General features: G+C 62.8%; 16 protein-coding genes. 8 read left to right on the top strand and 8 right to left on the bottom strand.

Annotation, left to right across the window (positions count from 1 at the left end):
• Positions 1-44: 44 nt before the first annotated feature.
• Entirely contained in the window at positions 45-767 is a 723-nt protein-coding gene (locus ACO550_RS25755; RefSeq protein WP_315597169.1) for an FCD domain-containing protein, read from the bottom strand.
• Positions 764-1,708, bottom strand: coding sequence for an NAD(P)-binding domain-containing protein (locus ACO550_RS25750; RefSeq protein ID WP_315597170.1), 945 nt, complete (start codon positions 1,706-1,708; stop codon positions 764-766). The genes ACO550_RS25755 and ACO550_RS25750 overlap by 4 nt, the downstream gene beginning before the upstream one ends.
• Positions 1,709-1,810: 102 nt before the next feature.
• Here ACO550_RS25750 and ACO550_RS25745 point away from each other — a divergent pair, with 102 nt between their 5' ends.
• From ACO550_RS25745 to ACO550_RS25725, 5 genes are all read left to right on the top strand, one after another.
• Positions 1,811-2,611 carry an HpcH/HpaI aldolase family protein gene (locus ACO550_RS25745; RefSeq protein ID WP_315597171.1) on the top strand — a complete coding sequence of 267 codons (801 nt, stop codon included), beginning with the start codon at positions 1,811-1,813 and terminating at the stop codon, positions 2,609-2,611.
• 135 nt (positions 2,612-2,746) lie between these two features.
• Positions 2,747-3,745, top strand: coding sequence for a tripartite tricarboxylate transporter substrate binding protein (locus tag ACO550_RS25740; RefSeq protein WP_315597172.1), 999 nt, complete (start codon positions 2,747-2,749; stop codon positions 3,743-3,745).
• A 17-nt stretch (positions 3,746-3,762) separates the two neighbouring features.
• Positions 3,763-5,232 carry an FAD-linked oxidase C-terminal domain-containing protein gene (locus tag ACO550_RS25735; RefSeq protein WP_315597173.1) on the top strand — a complete coding sequence of 490 codons (1,470 nt, stop codon included), beginning with the start codon at positions 3,763-3,765 and terminating at the stop codon, positions 5,230-5,232.
• A 79-nt stretch (positions 5,233-5,311) separates the two neighbouring features.
• Positions 5,312-6,277 carry a Bug family tripartite tricarboxylate transporter substrate binding protein gene (locus ACO550_RS25730; RefSeq protein WP_485995005.1) on the top strand — a complete coding sequence of 322 codons (966 nt, stop codon included), beginning with the start codon at positions 5,312-5,314 and terminating at the stop codon, positions 6,275-6,277.
• 37 nt (positions 6,278-6,314) lie between these two features.
• The gene (locus tag ACO550_RS25725; protein ID WP_315597175.1) at positions 6,315-7,787 is read left to right on the top strand and encodes an aldehyde dehydrogenase family protein; all 1,473 of its coding nucleotides are present in this window, start codon (positions 6,315-6,317) and stop codon (positions 7,785-7,787) included.
• Between the two features lie 423 nt (positions 7,788-8,210).
• On the opposite strand, the gene ACO550_RS25720 is transcribed toward ACO550_RS25725, so the two are convergent.
• Positions 8,211-8,990 (bottom strand): FCD domain-containing protein, encoded by a 780-nt coding sequence (locus ACO550_RS25720; protein ID WP_315597176.1) that lies wholly within the window; start codon positions 8,988-8,990, stop codon positions 8,211-8,213.
• 108 nt (positions 8,991-9,098) lie between these two features.
• Here ACO550_RS25720 and ACO550_RS25715 point away from each other — a divergent pair, with 108 nt between their 5' ends.
• The 3 genes from ACO550_RS25715 to ACO550_RS25705 all read left to right on the top strand — a co-directional run bounded on the left by ACO550_RS25715 (position 9,099) and on the right by ACO550_RS25705 (position 12,316).
• Complete coding sequence (locus ACO550_RS25715) at positions 9,099-9,881, top strand: 3-oxoacyl-ACP reductase FabG (RefSeq protein WP_315597177.1); 783 nt, start codon at positions 9,099-9,101, stop codon at positions 9,879-9,881.
• Between the two features lie 88 nt (positions 9,882-9,969).
• Entirely contained in the window at positions 9,970-10,902 is a 933-nt protein-coding gene (kce, locus tag ACO550_RS25710) for a 3,5-dioxohexanoate:acetyl-CoA acetone transferase (RefSeq protein ID WP_315597178.1), read from the top strand.
• A 112-nt stretch (positions 10,903-11,014) separates the two neighbouring features.
• Positions 11,015-12,316 carry an MFS transporter gene (locus ACO550_RS25705; RefSeq protein WP_315597179.1) on the top strand — a complete coding sequence of 434 codons (1,302 nt, stop codon included), beginning with the start codon at positions 11,015-11,017 and terminating at the stop codon, positions 12,314-12,316.
• Positions 12,317-12,374: 58 nt separating this feature from the next.
• Here ACO550_RS25705 and ACO550_RS25700 read toward each other — a convergent pair whose 3' ends face one another.
• The 5 genes from ACO550_RS25700 to ACO550_RS25680 form a co-directional block, all read right to left on the bottom strand.
• Entirely contained in the window at positions 12,375-14,027 is a 1,653-nt protein-coding gene (locus tag ACO550_RS25700; protein ID WP_485995004.1) for a cation acetate symporter, read from the bottom strand.
• On the bottom strand, positions 14,024-14,332 hold the full coding sequence (locus ACO550_RS25695) for a DUF485 domain-containing protein (protein WP_315597181.1): 309 nt from the start codon (positions 14,330-14,332) through the stop codon (positions 14,024-14,026). Before ACO550_RS25695 ends, ACO550_RS25700 begins: the two co-directional genes overlap by 4 nt.
• A gap of 24 nt (positions 14,333-14,356) precedes the next feature.
• On the bottom strand, positions 14,357-15,715 hold the full coding sequence (gene paaK / locus ACO550_RS25690; RefSeq protein ID WP_315597182.1) for a phenylacetate--CoA ligase PaaK: 1,359 nt from the start codon (positions 15,713-15,715) through the stop codon (positions 14,357-14,359).
• Positions 15,716-15,816: 101 nt separating this feature from the next.
• The gene (paaN, locus tag ACO550_RS25685; protein WP_315597183.1) at positions 15,817-17,487 is read right to left on the bottom strand and encodes a phenylacetic acid degradation protein PaaN; all 1,671 of its coding nucleotides are present in this window, start codon (positions 17,485-17,487) and stop codon (positions 15,817-15,819) included.
• 96 nt (positions 17,488-17,583) lie between these two features.
• On the bottom strand, positions 17,584-18,532 hold a 949-nt coding region (locus ACO550_RS25680), incomplete at its 5' end, for a 2Fe-2S iron-sulfur cluster-binding protein (RefSeq protein ID WP_485995003.1).

The raw sequence follows: 18,532 nt of genomic DNA, 5'->3' as shown, positions 1-18,532 counted from the left end.
ACTCCCGTGCAGATCGAAATCTGCCGAGCGTGCAGTGAACAATGCTAGCGTCGCGGTATACAGCGTGAGCGACAATTCAGCATGTGCTGATATGCCGCCCGCTCCGCGGAAGCGGGATCCCGGCGGGTGATGGCATCAACGATTGCCGCATGCTCCGCCATGACCTCGGCCTGATGCGTTGCCCAGGCATCCTCCGAGCGGGATTCCTTGATACTGTCGCGAATATGCTCGCCCAGGAACTCGAGGAAGCTACCGAACAGCGGGTTGCCGGTTGCATCGGCAATGCGGCTGTGGAATTCGATGTCGGCATTGACCCCGTCGCCACCCGCAGCAACGTCTTTCGCCATCTCGTCGTATGCATCGCGGATGGCCTGCAACTGTGCGTCGGTGCCGCGTTCCGCTGCCAGCGCTGCCCCTTGCATTTCCACACCGGTGCGCAGTTCGAAGATCTGCTCAGGTGTGACATGTCCAGGTGCAGTGGGCGCCGACGCAATCCTGAACGGGCGCTGGTGCGCGGACTTGCTTACGAAAGCCCCGGCGCCTTGCCGCGTCTCGATCAGCCCATCGGCCTTCAATGACGAAATCGATTCCCTGACGACAGTGAGGCTGACGCCGAAACGGCGCGCCAGCTCCTGTCCTGTTGGCAGTTTCTGACCAGGCTGCATTTCGCCAGCGAGGATCTCGTCGACGAGCACCTTGGTGAGCCGGTCCGAGAGAGAGCTTTTGGCCAGCTCATCGCCGAAAGAGTTTTGCGTGGTCGAGTTCATTCGGTAGACGTTTCTTGCGCACCCGGGCTGATGCCGTTGATCTTGTTATAGCAATGGATGAGGTGCGGCACGGATTGGCGCACCAAGCCCTGGTTGGTGGCGACAGTATACATGCCCAGTACCGAGGCGCCGATGAACGACGCACTTCCGGAATTGGCCGCCATTTGCTCGTGGTAACGCATGTCCTTGGCCGCATTGGCGAGCGAGAACCGGAACGACTCGTCGTTGCCTGCTTCCACGAAAGGACGAATTCGCTGAAAGGCGGTGCTGTTCGCGCCGCCAGAAGCAATCACGTCACATAGCACTGCCTGATCGACACCGGCTTTCTGTGCGCATGCGAAGGCTTCCGCCAGCACTGCGGTGTTGCTGAGCACCACGAACTGATGCAGCAGCTTCATTGCATGTCCCGCGCTTACCGGCCCGCAGTGGTACCGCGCCAGGGAAAACGTTGAAAGCAATGGCTCGACCTCGGAAATCACTTCCGGCCTGCCACCCACAAGCAGATTCAACCTGCCGGCCTCCGCTTCCTTTGGCGTGCCCGTCAGTGCTGCGTCAAGGAACAGTCCGCCATTCGCCTCGATAGCCGCTGCTACGCGCCGGGTGGACTCCGGCAACGCCGTCGAACAATCGATCACAACAGTTCCCCACCGAAGCGAGGCGGCCAGGCCGTCCGGTGACAGGATAACTTGCTCGACTTGGGCTGAATCGGTCACGCAGATGATGACGACGTCGGACACCCGCGCCACGTCGGATACCGATGACACCGCATTCGCGCCTTGCGCAAGCAAGTCGGCATGCCGCGCACGATCCTCGGGCCGACGCAGCAGCACGGTCGTTTCATACCCATGCGCAAGGACATTCTTCGCAATTCCATGGCCCATGGCGCCCAGACCAATGAAGCCTACGTGTCGCTTGGTAGTCTCTTTCATCAAAGTCTTCATCTATTGTTGTTTGCACATGATATGGTTATCATAAGACTTTGGCAACGGGCTGTGGAGTCGTTCCGAAGCACCCGTTCAACAACAACTATGAGGAGACGCCCAATGCGAAAGAATCCGCTCATCGACCGCCTGCAATCCGGAACGCCGGCCTTGAATGGCTGGTTGGTACTCGGAAGTCCGTCGATTGCCGAGAACATGGCGCACCAGCCTTGGGACGCGCTGACCATCGACATGCAGCACGGCCTGAGTGATTTCGAGACGACCGTCCACATGCTGCGGGCCATCTCCACGACGGCTGTCACGCCAATGGTGCGGGTGCCTTGGCTGGAGTCCGGCATCATCATGCGCATCCTTGATGCAGGCGCCTACGGCATCATTTGCCCGATGATCAATACCCAGGCGGACTGCGAAGCGTTTGTTTCTGCATGCCGCTACGCGCCGCAAGGTGGACGCAGTTTCGGCCCGACGCGAGCCCCGCTATACGGAGGCAGTGATTACTGGAAGGGGGCTAACGAGAACGTGCTTACCTTCGCCATGATCGAGACGCGCCAGGCGGTGGAAAACCTCGATGCCATCCTGTCAGTTCCCGGCCTGAATGGCGTCTACATCGGCCCGGCGGACCTGAGCCTGTCACTGGGTTATGACCCGGTGGACGACCAGGCTCACCCGGAAGTGCTCTCGGTGATTGAACGCATCCGCAGCGGCGCACAGCGGGCGGGCAAATTCACGATCATGCATTGCTCGGCGTTCGACTATGCGCGCCATATGCATGGACAAGGCTTTTCAATGTTGACCGTGTCGAACGACGCGCGCTTGCTGGCCCATGCCCAGCAGCAACTGTTCGGCATGTTCAAGGAACCAGAGCCAGCGAACGCTTCGGCGAAGTCTTCCGGTTCCTACTGAGCCTTGGCGGGGGCCGCCACGCGGTTCACCAGCCTTCACGCCGTGGATGCACCACGGCAATTCCAGCACCAGAACAAGAGCGGCGCGACGATGTGCATCGCACACGCACGCCGCCATCCAATATGGAGACACACAATGAAAGGACTCGAGAAGCCCGCACGCCGTACCGTGCTCAAAGGCCTGGCCGGCGCGCTTGTGGCGCCTGCGCTGCCGTTGAGCGGTCTGGCGCGCGCTGAGGCGGCTTATCCGAATCGTCCCATCAACTTCATTTGCCCCTGGCCGGCGGGAAGCATTTCGGACACGACCATGCGCGTGTTGACGAAGCTTGCTTCCGATGAACTGGGCCAACCGATCGTCGTGGAGAATCGCGCTGGCGCCTCGGGCATGCTGGGCGTCAAGTCGATGACCAATGCGAAACCGGACGGCTACACCATTGGGCAGATACCACTGTCGGTGACGCGATTCTCGCAACTTGGCACGGTGAAGATCGATGCGCTCAAGGACATCACCTATATCGCCAGAGTCGCGGGTCTCGCTTTCGGGATCGTGGTGCGCGCGGACTCGCCATTCAAGGACATGAAGTCGTTGATGGCCTACGCCAAGGCCAATCCGGGGAAGCTCACCTATGGATCGCCTGGCGTCGGCAACCAGACGCATATCGGCATGGAGTCGCTGCTGAAGAGCAGCGGCGTCAGCATGACCCATGTCCCCTTCAAGGGTGGCAATGAAGCGACTCAGGCACTGCTGGGCGGGCACGTCGATCTGGTGGCCGATTCCAGCACCTGGGCGCCGTTTGTCGAGAGCGGCCAGTTGCGCCTGCTTTCCACATGGGGCGAACAGCGACTGAAACGCTTCCCCAATGTTCCGACCCTGAAAGAGCAGGGGTTCAACCTGGTCATGAACGCACCGGGCGGCATCGGCGCGCCGGCTGGCCTGCCCGTCGCTGTCGAGACGCGGCTGCGCGAAGCGTTCCGCAAGGCGGCGCTCAACCCCGCGTTCCAGGCCGCGCTCGACAAGTACGACATGATCGTCATGTACCAGGATGCCAAGGACTACCGCGCATTCATTGAACAGTCGTATCGTGAGGAAACCGCGCTGATTGCCCGGCTGAATCTGCGTGAACTCCTGAAGTGACCATGGTTGAGCGAGACATGCAACAAGACCCCCAACAAGACCCCCAACAAGACCCCCAGCACCAGGCCCTGGTGCACACCCTGCGCGCGATCGTGGGCGACGATCACGTGCTGACCGCGGCTGAGGACGTGGCAGCGTATGTGGAAGACTGGCGTGGCCGCTATCGCGGCGAGTCGGTCTGTGTGGTCAGCCCGCTCACGACGCAGCAGGTGAGCGAGGTGGTCAAGGCCTGTGCGGCCGCTGGCGTCAAGGTGCTGCCGCAAGGCGGAAACACGGGCCTGGTTGGCGGCGCAACACCGGTCAAGGCGAAGCGCGAAGCGGGTACCGCGCCCGTGATCGTGAGCCTGCGCCGCATGAACAGGATCCGCGATGTCGATACGGTCGGCAACACCATGGTTGCCGAAGCGGGCTGCATCCTGGCCAATATCCAGGCCGCTGCGGAAGAGCATGGACGACTCTATGGCGTCACCTTTGGCGCGCAGGGCTCTTGCCAGATCGGCGGCAATGTCTCCACCAATGCCGGCGGCACGGGCGTGCTGAAGTACGGTTCCACGCGCGACCAGGTGCTGGGTCTGGAAGTCGTGCTGCCGGATGGCCGCATCTGGAACGGCCTGCGCACGCTGCGCAAGGACAATGCGGGCTACGCGCTCAAGCACCTGTTCGTGGGTGGGGAAGGCACGCTCGGCATTGTGACCGCCGTGGCCTTGCGTCTGCATCCGCGTCCTTCGGTCTGGGCCGCAGCATGGCTGACGGTGGACGCGGTCGACGACGCGTTGCGATGCCTGAGTACGCTGCAAGCGATAGCTGGCGATCGTATCTGCGCGTTTGAGTTGCTGAACCGCGAGCAACTGCAAACGGTCATGGCGCACTTCCCGGAGATGCGCCTGCCCACCGACCCCGAGGCACCGTACGCCGTACTGCTGGAAATGAGCGACACCTACGCCCATGCCGATCTGAACGCACTGCTGGAAGGCGCGATGGGCCAGTTGCTGGAAGCGGGTTGCCTGCGCGATGTCGCCATTGCCGCGTCAGGCGCGCAGCACGAGGCGTTCTGGGCGATTCGGCATGGCATCTCGGAAGCGAACCGCAAGGCTGGCATGGGTTTGTCTACCGATGTGGCCGTGCCAGTCAAATCCGTGGGCGTGTTTATCGAACGCGCGTCGCAAGCGGTGCAGGCCCGCTATCCGCAGCTTGAGATCGTGCTGGTGTCGCATTTGGGTGACGGCAATGTGCACTTCATTCCGCGCTTCTCATTCGCGGACTGGTCGCAATTCACCGAGCAGGAACAGGTGGCAGACGAAGTGCGCGCGATTGTGCATGACGTGGCCGCCGAACTCGATGGCACCTTCAGTGCCGAGCATGGCGTGGGCTATGTATTGACCGATGAACTCAAGCGCCTGCGCTCTCCACTGGAAGTGGAACTGATGCAGAAGGTGCGATCGGCCTGGGATACGCAAGGGCTGATGAATCCCGGAAAGGTCGTCTGACTGTCCGGCCGCGAACCACGCCGCCTGTATCAATTCTTATCGGATTGCCTTCATGAAACTCATGAAACCCATGAAACTCATGCAACTCGCAAAAGCGACCGCGGTCGCCAGCCTGCTTTCTTTCGCCGCGATGGGTAGCGCGCTTGCCGCCTACCCGGAAAAGCCCATTCGCCTGATCGTTCCTCAGCCGGCCGGAGGTTTTAACGATACCGTGGCGCGCGTGCTTTCGCGCAAGCTCGGCGAAGCATGGGGCCAACCCATCGTGGTCGAGAACTTACCGGGCGCGGGCTCGCAAGTCGGCACCGCTGCCGCCGCTCGCGCGCCGACGGATGGCTATACGCTGCTGGTGGTGTCGTTCGCGTTCTGCACGAATCCGAGCCTGCGCAAGAGCCTTCCCTACGATACGGCGAAAGCATTCCGCCCCGTGATCCTGCTGGGTCAGACGCCGAACCTGCTGGTCGTCAATCCCGCGTCACCGTACAAGAGCGTGCCGGACGTCATTCGCGCTGCCAAGGCAAGTCCCGGGAAGCTGACCTATGCATCGTCCGGGCCGGGTTCGTCGCCACATCTGTCGATGGAACTGTTCAAGTCGATGGCAGGGGTGGACCTGACGCATGTGCCTTACAAGGGCGGCGCACCGATGGCCACTGACCTGATGGGCGGCCAGGTCGACATCATGTTCGACAACACGCCGAACCTCATGCCCTATGTGAAATCCGGCAAGATGCGCGCGCTAGGCGTCACCAGCGCACAACGCACCGAGCTCGCGCATAACGTGCCAACGATCGCGGAGTCCGGTGTTCCCGGCTACGAGATGACGGCGTGGTACGGCGTGGTGGCGCCGTCCGGAACCCCAGACGCCATTGTGCAGAAACTCAATGCCGAGATTGGCAAGATCCTTGCGCAACCCGACGTCAAGACTGTGTTTGCCGCGCAGAACGTCGCGCCCAACGGTGGAACGCCGCAGGTATTCGCCGACTTCCTGACGAAAGAGTCCGCCAAGTGGGCCAAGGTCATCAAGCAGGCCGGCATCACTCCGGACTGACTCTCTTCTACATTGCTTCCATACGGAGTCCATATTCATGTCATACCTGACCGAAATCGGGGACCTGCTTCAAACCAACAACTGCATCAATGGGGAATGGGCGCCAGCGGTGAATGGCAAGCGATTTGCCGTGACAAATCCCGCTACCGGTGAAGTCATCGCGAATGTCGCGGATAGCCATGCCGCCGACGCCAGGCTTGCCACGGATGCGGCGGCCAAAGCCTTTCCGGCATGGCGCGATGCGCTGCCCAAGGAACGTGCCGAACTGCTCCATCGATGGCACGCACTGATTGTCCAGAATGCGGATCGTCTCGGCCGGCTTATCTCGCTGGAGCAGGGCAAGCCGTTCGCCGAAGGTCGCGGTGAAGTGTTGTATGGCGCGTCGTATGTGACCTGGTTCGCGGACGAAGCCACGCGCGTCTATGGCGACATCATCCCGCAGTTCCAGCGTGGCAAGCGCATGACGGCAATCAAGGAGCCGGTGGGAGTGGTGGCTGCCATCACACCGTGGAACTTCCCGCTGGCCATGATTGCCCGCAAATGTGCGGCTGCACTGGCGGCTGGGTGCACCGTGGTGGCAAAGCCGGCCGAAGATACGCCACTCACCGCGCTCGCCATGGTCAAGCTGGCGCATGACGCCGGTATTCCTGCTGGCGTCCTCAACATCATCGTCGCTTCGCGTGAGCATGCGGTGCCCGCCGTCGCGGATTGGCTGCACGATGGGCGCGTGCGCAAGCTCACGTTCACGGGGTCGACAGCAGTGGGGAAGTACCTGGCGCGCGAATCCTCGGACACGCTCAAGAAGTTGTCCCTCGAACTGGGCGGCAATGCACCGTTCATCGTGTTTGACGACGCCGATCTGGAGGCCGCGGTCGAAGGGATGATGGTTTCCAAGTTCCGTAACGGTGGCCAGACCTGCGTATGTCCGAATCGCGTCTATGTCCAGGGCGGTGTCTACGAAAAGTTCGGGGACCTGCTCGCCAGGCGCGTGGCTGCCCTCAAGGTGGCTCCCGCTACCGACGCGTCCGCGCAAATCGGCCCAATGATCAATGCGCGTGCCATCGACAAGATTGCGCGGCACGTCGACGATGCGGTGTCCCACGGGGCAAACATCCTCACGGGAGGCAAGCGCCTCGAGGAACTGGGGCCGAACTACTATGCGCCGACCGTCCTTGGCAATGCCAGCAGCGCGATGGAACTCAATTGCGAGGAGACGTTCGGTCCGGTAGTGCCACTGTTCCGATTCGACGACGAGGCCGAGGCCATCAAGGCCGCAAACGACACGCCCTACGGGCTGGCAGCCTATTTCTACAGCCAGGATGTGCGCCGGATCGACCGCGTGACGCGTCGCCTGGAAGTCGGGATTGTTGGCGTCAATGAAGGGGCCCTGGCAAGCGAGGCGGCTCCATTCGGCGGCGTCAAGGAATCGGGCTATGGCCGCGAGGGTTCCAAGTATGGACTTGATGATTTCCTGACGATCAAGTACGTCTGCCAGGGCGGCCTGGAATAGTTTTGGTGAACGCGTTCCGGACGGATGATCGATCGTGCAAGGATAGAGAAGGGAGCCATCGTCCCGTGACCACTACCGACCTTTTGCACTCCATACGAGCCCTCGCCAGGGAGTTTCGTGTATGCGAGTCCGTCATCGGTAATGATCGGCGCGAAATAGTCTCCCGGGCTCTGAGCGATCGGTTGAAATTCGCCCTGTCAGCAGGCTCCTCCGTGGATGTCGCCGTGATACTGGGCTGCGCTGCGGAGATGTCCTGCTTTCCTCCAACACCGGTGTTGGAGCAGTGTTCGGCTGTGGTGATGAAGTCGAATCAACCAGCGCTTTGTGGCATTGTCTGGGCGATAAGGTATCGCCGTTCCAAAGCAGGAGACCGCGCCCGCAGCTTGCAACTGTAGTTGTTGCTGCGGGGCGGCCTCTGAGTGCCTATCGCTCCGTGCCGCCCGGCAGGCGCTTGCCGCCAAGGTTGGCCTGCTTCACGGGGATCGGTGCATCCATTGCACTGTCGGTCTTCTCCGCTTTCACCAGGACTCCCGCGGAGACGATGTATGCCGCCGCGCTTTCGATATCGCCGCGCAATGCGGCGCATGCCGCCTGGCTGTCATGGCTGGCAAGGGCTTCGACCAGGCGTTCGTGGTGACTGACCGCCACGCGCTCTTCCACGCGTCGGGAGCCCGAGCGCAGGTCGTGGTTCAGAATCGGACCGATGCGCAGCCATTGCGATTCAATCAGCTGCAGCAGGATTGGCATCCGCGCGGCCGCATAGACCGTAAAGTGAAAGGCCTGGTTCGCGGCGATGACATCGGCGCCGTCCGGCTTCGTCTTGGCCATCTCCTTGGCGAACCTGGCGTGCAGTGCCCGCACCTGTCGCAGCTCTTCATCAGTGATGCGCTCGGCGGCAGTGGCGGTGGCCAGCCCCTCCAGCTGGATGCGGATCTTCGTGATTTCCTCGAACTGCCCAACGCTCATGCGCGGGACACGCAGCGCGCGGTTAGGCGTGAGTTCCAGCGCCTGCTCGGCAACCAGGCGGTGAACCGCTTCCCGCACGGGCATCACGCTCACCCCCAGCGCGGCGGCGATATTGCGCAGCGATATCTGCTCGCCCGGCACCATCTGACCGGTAATCAGAAGCTCCCGCAGTTGCGAGTAGACGTCGCGGCTCAGGGTCTGCCGCGTCAGAGGCGTCACAAGTTCATTCAGGGTCATGTCGGGGAAGCATAGCACATAGGGTTATCCGCTATATGAGATCTGTGATCACAGTTTAAACTTCGTCCCGAAGACAGGCGATCGGCCTGTGCCTTGGAGACATCAATCATGTGGAAGGACGAATCGCTCATTGGTAAGCGCGTGCTGGTGACCGCCGGAGCGGATGGCATTGGCCTGGAGATTTCGCGGGCTTTTGTTGAGGCGGGCGCACGCGTGGCGGTGTGCGACGTATCGGGCACGAGCCTCGAGCGCGTCACGACCGAGCTGCCCGGCGTGGTGGCGCTGCGTGCCGACGTATCAAAGGAAGACGACGTCGCAGCCATGTTCGAAGCGATCGACACGGCGTTGGGCGGGCTCGATGTGCTGGTCAACAATGCCGGCGTGGCGGGCCCGACGGGCGGCGTCGAAACGCTGTCACTGGCCGACTGGGAGCGCACGCTTGGCGTGAACATCACCGGGCAGTTCCTGTGCGCCCGCGCCGCGGTGCCGCGCCTGCGCCAGGGCCACTCGCCAGCCATCGTCAATCTGTCCTCGGCAGCCGGTCACCTCGGCATGCCGGGCCGGTCAGCTTACTCGGCGTCGAAATGGGCCGTGGTCGGCTTTACCAAGTCGCTGGCACTGGAACTCGGGCGGGATGGCATCCGCGTCAACACGGTGCTGCCGGGCGCAGTGGACGGGCCGCGCATTCGCGCCGTGATCGCCGCCAAGGCCGAGTCATTGGGCAAGCCGCTGGAGGAAGTCACGCTCAACTACACGTCGCAGGCGGCACTGGGCCGCATGGTGACGATGCGTGACATTGCCAATATGGTCCGCTTCCTGTGCAGTGACCAGGCGGCCAACGTTCACGGCCAGGAGATGGTGGTGGACGGCCTGACCCAGGCGCTGAGCTAGTCAGCCAGGGCGCTTCCCACTCGCCAAAGCTGGCGGCTACCCGCCGCCATCTCAAGACACCGATCAAGACACCAATCAAGGATTCACCATGGCCAAGCGAGCCAAAGCCATCATCACCTGCGCCCCGACCGGCGCCATCCACACGCCCAGCATGTCGCCACACCTGCCGGTGACCGCCGACGAAATTGCCCGGGCTGCCATCGACGCCGCCCGCGCGGGCGCGGCCATCCTGCACCTGCACGCGCGTGACCCGAAGGACGGCCGGCCATCGCAGGATCCACAGCTGTTCCGGCCGTTCCTGTCGCAAATCGCCGCCGAGACCAATGCGGTCATCAACATCACCACAGGTGGCAGCCCGCACATGACGGTGGATGAACGCATGCTGCCGGCGACAACGTTCAAGCCGGAGCTGGCGTCGCTCAATATGGGCTCGATGAACTTCGGCCTGTTCCCGATGCTTGACCGCTTCAAGGAGTTCCAGCACGAGTGGGAGCGCGAGCATCTGGAGAACAGCCGCAACCTGATCTTCAAGAACACCTACCAGGACATCGAGAATATCCTGCGCATCGGTAACGCCAACGGCACGCGATTCGAGTTCGAGTGCTATGACATCAGCCATCTCTATAATCTGCGGCACTTCCTTGACCGCGGGCTGGTGAAGGGGCCGGTATTCATCCAGTCCGTGTTCGGTATCCTGGGTGGCATCGGCGGCGACCCCGAGGACCTGATGCATATGCACCGTACCGCACAGCGCCTCTTTGGCGATCAGTTCCGCTGGTCGATCCTCGGCGCTGGCAAGAATCAGCTTCCGCTGGCAACCATCGGCGCTGCCATGGGTGCCAATGTGCGCGTGGGCCTGGAGGACTCGCTCTGGATTGGTCCGGGCCAACTGGCGGCATCGAGCGCCGAGCAGGTCACGCGCATCCGGACCATCCTCGAAGCGCTGAATATCGAAGTGGCTACGCCTGACGAAGCGCGCGACATCCTCGACCTGAAGGGCGCGGCAGGCACGGCTTTCTAATCGATGGGGCCACCGCAGCCCCGTCCACTGCCAAACACATACGATTCAAGCGGAACGGCTGCCGAGCGCCCACCAGTGGCGCGGCGCCGTATCCGCCCAATGGAGACCTCGCATGCAGACCGTACATGCCACCGATGCGCCATCGATCGCCGCGGCGACCGACAGTTCGTTGACCGGACTGCTTTTCCGGAAGCTGATGCCCTTGCTGGTGCTGTCATACGTCATCAGCTTCCTCGATCGCACAAACATCGCGCTCGCCAAGTCCCATATCGCCGTCGACCTGCACATCTCGGCGGCCGCTTACGGACTTGGAGCGGGCCTGTTCTTCCTGAGCTATGCGCTGCTGGAAGTGCCAAGCAACCTGATCATGCACCGTGTGGGCGCGCGCTTCTGGATCACGCGAATCATGGTGACATGGGGGCTGCTCTCGGCGGCCATGGCCTTTGTGCAGGGCGAGACATCGTTCTACATCATGCGTGTGCTGCTCGGCGCCGCCGAGGCAGGCCTGTTCCCAGGCGTGATGTTGTACCTGACGTACTGGTTCGGCCGCGAGGAGCGTGCCCGGGCAGTGGGTTACTTCCTGCTTGGCGTCTGCATCGCCAATATCGCAAGCGGCCCGCTGGGCGGCCTGCTATTGGGCATGGATGGCGTATGGGGCTTCAAGGGCTGGCAATGGATGTTCGTACTGGAGGGCCTGCCGGCCGTGGCACTTGCCGCGGTGGTCTGGAAAAAGCTCCCCGACGGGCCGCAGAGCGCGTCGTGGTTGACGCCAGCCCAGGCACAGGAAATCCAGCGCAAGCTAGCCGCCGAAGGCGCCATGCCAGGCAAGGGCGGTCATTCATTCCTGGGCGCAATGCGCGATCCGCAGGTCTGGCTGGCGATCTTTATCTACTTCTGCCACCAGATCTCGATCTACACGGTGATCTTCTTCTTGCCGAGCATTATCGGCACGTACGGCAAACTTTCGCCGCTTGAGATCGGCATGCTCAACTCGCTGCCGTGGATCGCTGCCGCCATCGGCGCTGCCTGGCTGCCCCGTCACGCCAACACCCCGCAGCGCGGCCGTCGCCTGCTCTGCCTGGGACTGGTCGTGATGGCCGTTGGCCTGCTGATCGCCGCCTTCGCAGGCCCGGTGGTGGCGCTGGCCGGCTTCTCTCTGACCGCGTTGATGTTCTTTGTGGTCCAGTCGATCGTCTTCCTGTTCCCGTCGTCGCGACTCACTGGTGTTGCACTGGCAGGCGGGCTGGCGCTTATCAATACTTGTGGACTGGTCGGCGGCTTTATCGGGCCGTCGGTCATGGGCATCATCGAGCAGGCGACCGGGAGCACCCGCAACGGGCTCATCATCATGGCCGGACTGCTGCTGGTGGCTTGTGCTGTCGCGCCATTCCTGCGCCAGGGGCAAGAACACTGATGGTGTTTCCGGCTGCTCCCGGGGCCGGAGCCCCGAGGAGCAGAGTGCAGCCGTTGCGTCAGTGACGGCTTGCCGAGGCGGCACCGAGGCCCGTCATCGATCGAACGAACTGGGGCAGGTAGGCCTGGCGCTCCTTGTTGCCTGCCTCTGAACGATCGAGCACAGAGAGCAGCCACGCCGCGGCAAATGCCAACGACATCGAGAACAGGGCAGGGTTGGCGTAGGGGAAGATCGCTTGCTCGTGCTTGAGGATGCCGACCCACACAGTCGGCCCCAACACCAGCAGTACGATGGCTGATACCAGTCCCATCACGCTGCCACCGACCGCACCACGGGTGGTCAGGCCCTTCCAGAACATCGACAGGAACAGCACCGGGAAGTTGACTGACGCGGCGATGGCCAGCACCAACCCGGAGAGAAAGGCAATGTTCTGCTTCTCGAACAGCAGCCCCAGCAGGATGGCCACCACGCCAATGCCCAGCGTGGCATAGCGCGACACGCGGATCTCCTCGGCTTCGGTTGCGCGGCCCTTGCGCAGCACCGTTGCATAGAGATCGTGTGACACGGCCGATGCGCCGGACAGCGCGAGCCCAGCCACCACCGCCAGGATGGTGGCAAAGGCCACGGCGGAGATAAAGCCCAGGAACATGCTGCCGCCTACCGCCTGCGCCAGATGCACGGCCACCATATTGCTGCCGCCGATCAGTTGGCCCGAACCGTCACGGAACGCCGCATTGCCGCCAACCAGCACGATGGCGCCAAAGCCGACGATCAGGATCAGCAGGTAGAAGTAGCCGATAAAACCGGTGGCATAGCACACGGACTTGCGGGCTTCACGCGCATCCGCGACCGTGAAGAAACGCATCAGGATATGGGGCAGGCCGGCAGTGCCGAAGATCATGCCGACGCCCAACGATATCGCCTCGATTGGATTCGCAACCAGCCCGCCCGGCGCCATGATCGACTGGCCTTTCGGATGCGCGCGCACGGCTTCGGCGAACAGGGCATCGAGGCTGAAGCCGAAATGCGCCAGCACCTCGTAGGCCATGAATGTCGTGCCGCCCAGCAGCAGGATGGCCTTGATGATCTGCACCCACGTGGTGGCCAGCATGCCGCCGAACATCACGTATAGCACCATCAGTACGCCCACCACCAATACCGCGGACAGATAGCTTGTGCCAAACAGCAACTGGATCAGTTTGCCGGCGCCAACCATCTGGGCCACCAGATACATGATCGAAACGGTGAGCGTGCCAAACGCGGCGGTGATGCGTACTGGCCGCTGTTGCAGCCGATAGGCCACGACATCGGCAAACGTATATTTGCCGAGGTTGCGCAACCGTTCCGCCACGATGAACAGGATGATGGGCCAGCCTGCCACCACGCCCAGCGCGTAGATCAGCCCATCAAAGCCCTTGTCGAACATCATCGCCGAGATGCCGAGGAATGACGCAGCGGATACCATATCGCCGGCGATTGCCAAGCCGTTCTGGAAGCCGGTCAGGCCACCGCCGGCCGCATAGAAGTCAGATGCCGTGCGGGTGCGCCGCGCCGCCCAGCGCGTAATGCCGAGCGTGAACAATACGAACAGCACGAACATCCCGATGGCATGCCAGTTCATCGGCTGGGCGGACACATTGCCGTCCATGGCAGGGCCGGCATGGGCATTTGCAGCGCACAGCACGGCGCTCAGGAACAGATGGCGTTTCATGCTGCGCACTCCTGCAGGATGCGGGCGTTCAGGCTGTCGAACTCGCGATTGGCTTTGCTGACGTACACCGCCGTCAGCGTGAACGCCACGACGATGACGCCAACCCCGGCCACGATGCCCGTGGTCAGCGTGCCGCCGCTGACTGGTGCCACCAGCAACGCCGGAAAGAACGCCAGCAGGACGATAAAGCCAAAGTAGACGACGAGCATGGCTGCTGTCAGCGTCCATCCCAGGCGCGCGCGGCGCCGCGTCAGCGCATGGAAATCGGGATGTTGGGCGATGGAGGCGAATTGCCGTTCGGTCATGGTTGTCTCCAGGGACGAAGCGTGTCAGGCCGCGGCGCGGACGGGCTCGGCTGCTGCGGTTACTCCTGCCGCGCGCAGGTCCAGCACGCGCCTGGCCTTGCCGGTGGACGTGCGCTCCAGCCGGTCAGCCGGCACGGCATCCACGCGCGTGGTAATGCCGACGTTGGTCTTGATGGCGTCGCGCAGCCTGGCGCCCAACGCTTCGCGTTCGGTTTCGGACAAGCGGTGCGATACCTCGGGACGGACTTCGACGGCAACGGCGAGCTTGTCCAGATGCCCATCGCGCGTGACGGTGAGCTGGTAGTGCGGGGCCAGTTCCGGCTGGCGCAGGATCAGCTCCTCGATCTGCGACGGGAACACATTGACGCCGCGGATGATCAGCATATCGTCCGATCGGCCGGTGATCTTGCCAATCCGCCGCATCGATCGCGAGGTCGGGGCCAGCAGGCGCGTCAGGTCGCGCGTGCGATACCGGATCACAGGCAGCGCCTCCTTGGTCAGCGACGTAAAGACAAGCTCGCCTTCCGAACCATCGGGCAGGACTTCGCCGGTCACCGGATCGATGATCTCGGCCAGGAAGTGGTCTTCCCAGATCACGGGACCGTCCTTGCTTTCGATGCATTCGCAGGCCACGCCGGGGCCCATGACTTCGGACAGGCCGTAGATGTCCACCGCATCGATGCCGGCGCGGGTTTCGATTTCCCCGCGCATCGCATCGGTCCATGGCTCGGCACCGAAGATGCCGATTTCCAGCGAGCTGTCGGCAGGCGTCATGCCCTGGCGCGCCATCTCGTCGATCACGTTCAGCATGTAGGAGGGCGTGACCATGATGATGCGCGGCTTGAAGTCGCGGATCATCTGCACCTGCTTCTCGGTCTGGCCGCCCGACATCGGGATCACCGTGCAGCCGAGCTTTTCCGCGCCATAGTGGGCGCCCAGACCCCCGGTGAACAGCCCGTACCCATAGCAGACCTGCACCAGGTCGCCGCGGCGCCCGCCCGCGGCGCGGATCGAACGCGCTACCAGCGTGGCCCAGGTATCGATATCGTTGGCGGTGTAGCCGACCACGGTAGGCTGGCCGGTCGTACCGCTGGAGGCATGCACGCGCACCACTTCCTCGCGCGGTACCGCAAACATGCCGAACGGATAGTTGTCGCGCAGTTCCTTCTTGGTCGTGAACGGAAACTTCGACAGGTCGGAAAGCTGGCGCAGATCGTCGGGGTGGACGCCCGCCGCATCGAATGCCTGGCGGTAATGCGGCACGTTGTCGTAAGCGTGTCGCAGTGTCCATTTCAGTCGCTGTAGCTGCAACGCCTGCAGTTCGTCGCGGCTGGCATGCTCGATGGGATCGAGCTGGTCAGTTTGGGGGGCGCGCTGGACCATGGTGTCTCCTCCAGGGTAGGAAGTTCGAAGCTATAGGTATGGGTTGCCCACCCCGGCACATCGATGTGCCGGGTGTCGGGCGGTATTGCAAAACGCGGAACTCAGTCCTTGATGTGGCGGCGCGACTGCACCACCCGGAAGCGGTTGGCGACGAAAGCCGCGTCGGTCAATGCGGCGTTGGCCGCCGGATTGGCGCCGGTGCCGTGGAAGTCGCTGAATGCCGCGGACTGGTTCACCAGAACCGGTCCGGTCAGGTTCAGGGACAGCGCTACGCCGGCATCCAGTGCGGCGTCTTCGAGCAGGCCTTCAATCTTTACCTCGGTCGTATAACCGGAAAGCGTGAGCGCGCCGTGTTGCCTTGCGATGCGCCGCGCGACGGCAATCGCCTGTTCGGTGCCATCGGTGGCGATGACAAAGGCGATTGGGCCGAACAGTTCCTGCGTGAACTTGTCTTCGTCACGCACATCCACCTTGAGCAACAGCGGCGTGCGGACCCGCGCCTCGGGGAACTGGGGATGACTGATGGTCTGGCTGTCGAGCACGATCTTGCCGAGGTTGCGCGAGGCGTCGATACGCTGCGCAACGCCTTCGTTCTGAATCGCACCAAGGATTTCCGCGGCTTTGGCAGGGTCGGCTGTCAGCTTGCCGATGGCCTCGGCCAGCGCGGTGATCACGCCATCGAACGTGACATGGCCTTCGGGTGTATCGATGCCATCGCGCGGAATATAGAGGTTCTGCGGGGCCGTGCACATTTGCCCGGAATACAGCGCGAGCGAGAGCGCCAGATTGCGGACCATGCCCTTGAAGTCGTCGGTCGAGTCGATCACCACCTGATTGACGCCGGCCTTCTCGGTATAGACCAGCGCCTGGTGGGCGTTGCGCTCCAGCCAGTCGCCATTGGCCGTGCTGCCGGTGAAGTCGATCAGCTTGACTTCGGGGCGCAACGCCAGCGTGGAGGCCATGCGCTCATCGGGGTTGTTGGCGACCAGCGTCACGATGTCTGGGCTGAATCCAGCTTCGGCCAGTACTTCACGTGCGATTTGCACGGTGATGGCCAGCGGCAGGATGGCGCCCGGATGCGGCTTGACTACCACCGGATTGCCGGTTGCCAGACTCGCGAACAGACCGGGATAGCCGTTCCAGGTAGGGAAGGTGCAGCAGCCAATCACCAGCCCGATGCCGCGCGGCACCACCGTAAAGGTTTTTTCCATCCGCAGCGGAGGATTCTTGCCCTGCGGCTTTTCCCATACGGCTTGTGCGGGAACGCCGCGCATGGCTTGCCATGCATAGGCTACGGCTTCCAGGCCGCGATCCTGGGCATGCGGGCCACCGGCCTGGAACGCCATCATGAACGGCTGCCCGGTGGTATGCATGACCGCATGGGCCATTTCGAAACTGCTGCGGTTCAGGCGCGTCAGGATCTCCAGTGCCACGCCAACCCATGCCGTAGGGCCGGCCGCACGCCACGCCGGTGCCGCGGCTTCGATGGCGCCAAACAGCGCGTCGAGGTCAGGACGCGGGTACGTGACGCCAATCGTCTGGCCATACGGTGACACTTCCTGTCCGGCCTGGCCGGTCGTACCGGGCTGCTGGATCGGAAACGGTTTGCCAAGGCGTGCATCGAACGCTGCCTTGCCTTCGTCCGCGGCCGTTTCGCCATAGACCTTCGGGCTCGGCATCTCGGAGAAGGGGCTCCAGTAGCCGCGTTGGTCGATGGCGTCGAGCGCCTGGTCGAGCAGGGCCTGATGGCGGGTAAACAATGCGTGGGTCACAGGTGTCTCCATATCTTTGACGCCGAGGCGTTGGGGGGGCGTAGTTATGTGGAAGGTGCGGAAGGTGCGGAAGGTGCGGAAAGGAGGGATGGCCGCTCAGGTTTCCTGGTCGAAATCGAGCAACAGCGTGTCGCTGACCGCATAGCTCTGGCAGCTCAGGATGAAGCCGCGTGCGACTTCATAGTCTTCGAGCGCGAAATTCACATCCATGTCGACGTCGCCCGATACGCGCTTGCAGCGGCAGGTCGAGCACACGCCGCCCTTGCACGCGTAGGGCAACTCGATACCCTGTTCCAGCGCTGCGTCGAGCACGGTCTGCTGGTTCTTGGCGACGGTAAAGCTGCGCGAGCGGCCGTCCTGAATCACGGTCACTTCGCAATCCTGCTTGCCGACCACGCGATGCTGCGGACGCGGCGCAGCGTTTGCCGGCACACTGGTGCCGAACAGCTCGCGCTTGATGCGTGAGGCATCCACGCCGTTCTGGCGCAGCGCGTCCGACACTTCCTCCATCATCGATTGCGGCCCGCAGATAAATGCCACGTCGATGCTCGACGGATCCACCCAGCGCTTGAGCAGTGCATCGGCCTTGGCGCCGTCGAGCCGGCCATTGAACAAGTCGATGTCGAGCGTTTCGCGGCTCAGGATGAACACGAGGTTCAGCCGGTGCAGATACGTGTCCTTCAGGTCTTCGAGCGCTTCCTTGAAAATGACTGTCGACGAGGCGCGGTTGCCATAGAACAGCGTAAAGCGGCTTTCCGGCTCGGCGCGCAGCGTGGTCTCGATGATCGACAGCAGCGGGGTGATGCCACTGCCGGCGGCAAAGCCCACGTAGTGCTTGCGATGGCTGGCATCGAGCGGCACGTTGAAATGGCCCGATGGCGGCATCACGTCGAGCGTGTGTCCTGCGCCCAGGTTTTGATTGGCCCATGACGAGAACACACCGCCATCCACCCGCTTGATGGCAATACGCAGACGCTGGTCCTGGGCGGCAGCGCAGATCGAGTACGAGCGGCGCACTTCGTTGCCGTCGATGGTCGTGCGCAGC

Source organism: Cupriavidus sp. (genome assembly GCF_057315035.1).
Note: the sequence above shows the minus strand (reverse complement) of the source record. Positions and strands in the feature narration are given on the sequence as shown.

Coding starts and splice junctions, on each gene's coding strand:
- ACO550_RS25755 (WP_315597169.1), bottom strand. CDS start 767: ATGAACTCGACCACGCAAAACTCTTTCGGCGATGAGCTGGCCAAAAGC.
- ACO550_RS25750 (WP_315597170.1), bottom strand. CDS start 1,708: ATGAAGACTTTGATGAAAGAGACTACCAAGCGACACGTAGGCTTCATT.
- ACO550_RS25745 (WP_315597171.1), top strand. CDS start 1,811: ATGCGAAAGAATCCGCTCATCGACCGCCTGCAATCCGGAACGCCGGCC.
- ACO550_RS25740 (WP_315597172.1), top strand. CDS start 2,747: ATGAAAGGACTCGAGAAGCCCGCACGCCGTACCGTGCTCAAAGGCCTG.
- ACO550_RS25735 (WP_315597173.1), top strand. CDS start 3,763: ATGCAACAAGACCCCCAACAAGACCCCCAACAAGACCCCCAGCACCAG.
- ACO550_RS25730 (WP_485995005.1), top strand. CDS start 5,312: ATGCAACTCGCAAAAGCGACCGCGGTCGCCAGCCTGCTTTCTTTCGCC.
- ACO550_RS25725 (WP_315597175.1), top strand. CDS start 6,315: ATGTCATACCTGACCGAAATCGGGGACCTGCTTCAAACCAACAACTGC.
- ACO550_RS25720 (WP_315597176.1), bottom strand. CDS start 8,990: ATGACCCTGAATGAACTTGTGACGCCTCTGACGCGGCAGACCCTGAGC.
- ACO550_RS25715 (WP_315597177.1), top strand. CDS start 9,099: ATGTGGAAGGACGAATCGCTCATTGGTAAGCGCGTGCTGGTGACCGCC.
- kce (WP_315597178.1), top strand. CDS start 9,970: ATGGCCAAGCGAGCCAAAGCCATCATCACCTGCGCCCCGACCGGCGCC.
- ACO550_RS25705 (WP_315597179.1), top strand. CDS start 11,015: ATGCAGACCGTACATGCCACCGATGCGCCATCGATCGCCGCGGCGACC.
- ACO550_RS25700 (WP_485995004.1), bottom strand. CDS start 14,027: ATGAAACGCCATCTGTTCCTGAGCGCCGTGCTGTGCGCTGCAAATGCC.
- ACO550_RS25695 (WP_315597181.1), bottom strand. CDS start 14,332: ATGACCGAACGGCAATTCGCCTCCATCGCCCAACATCCCGATTTCCAT.
- paaK (WP_315597182.1), bottom strand. CDS start 15,715: ATGGTCCAGCGCGCCCCCCAAACTGACCAGCTCGATCCCATCGAGCAT.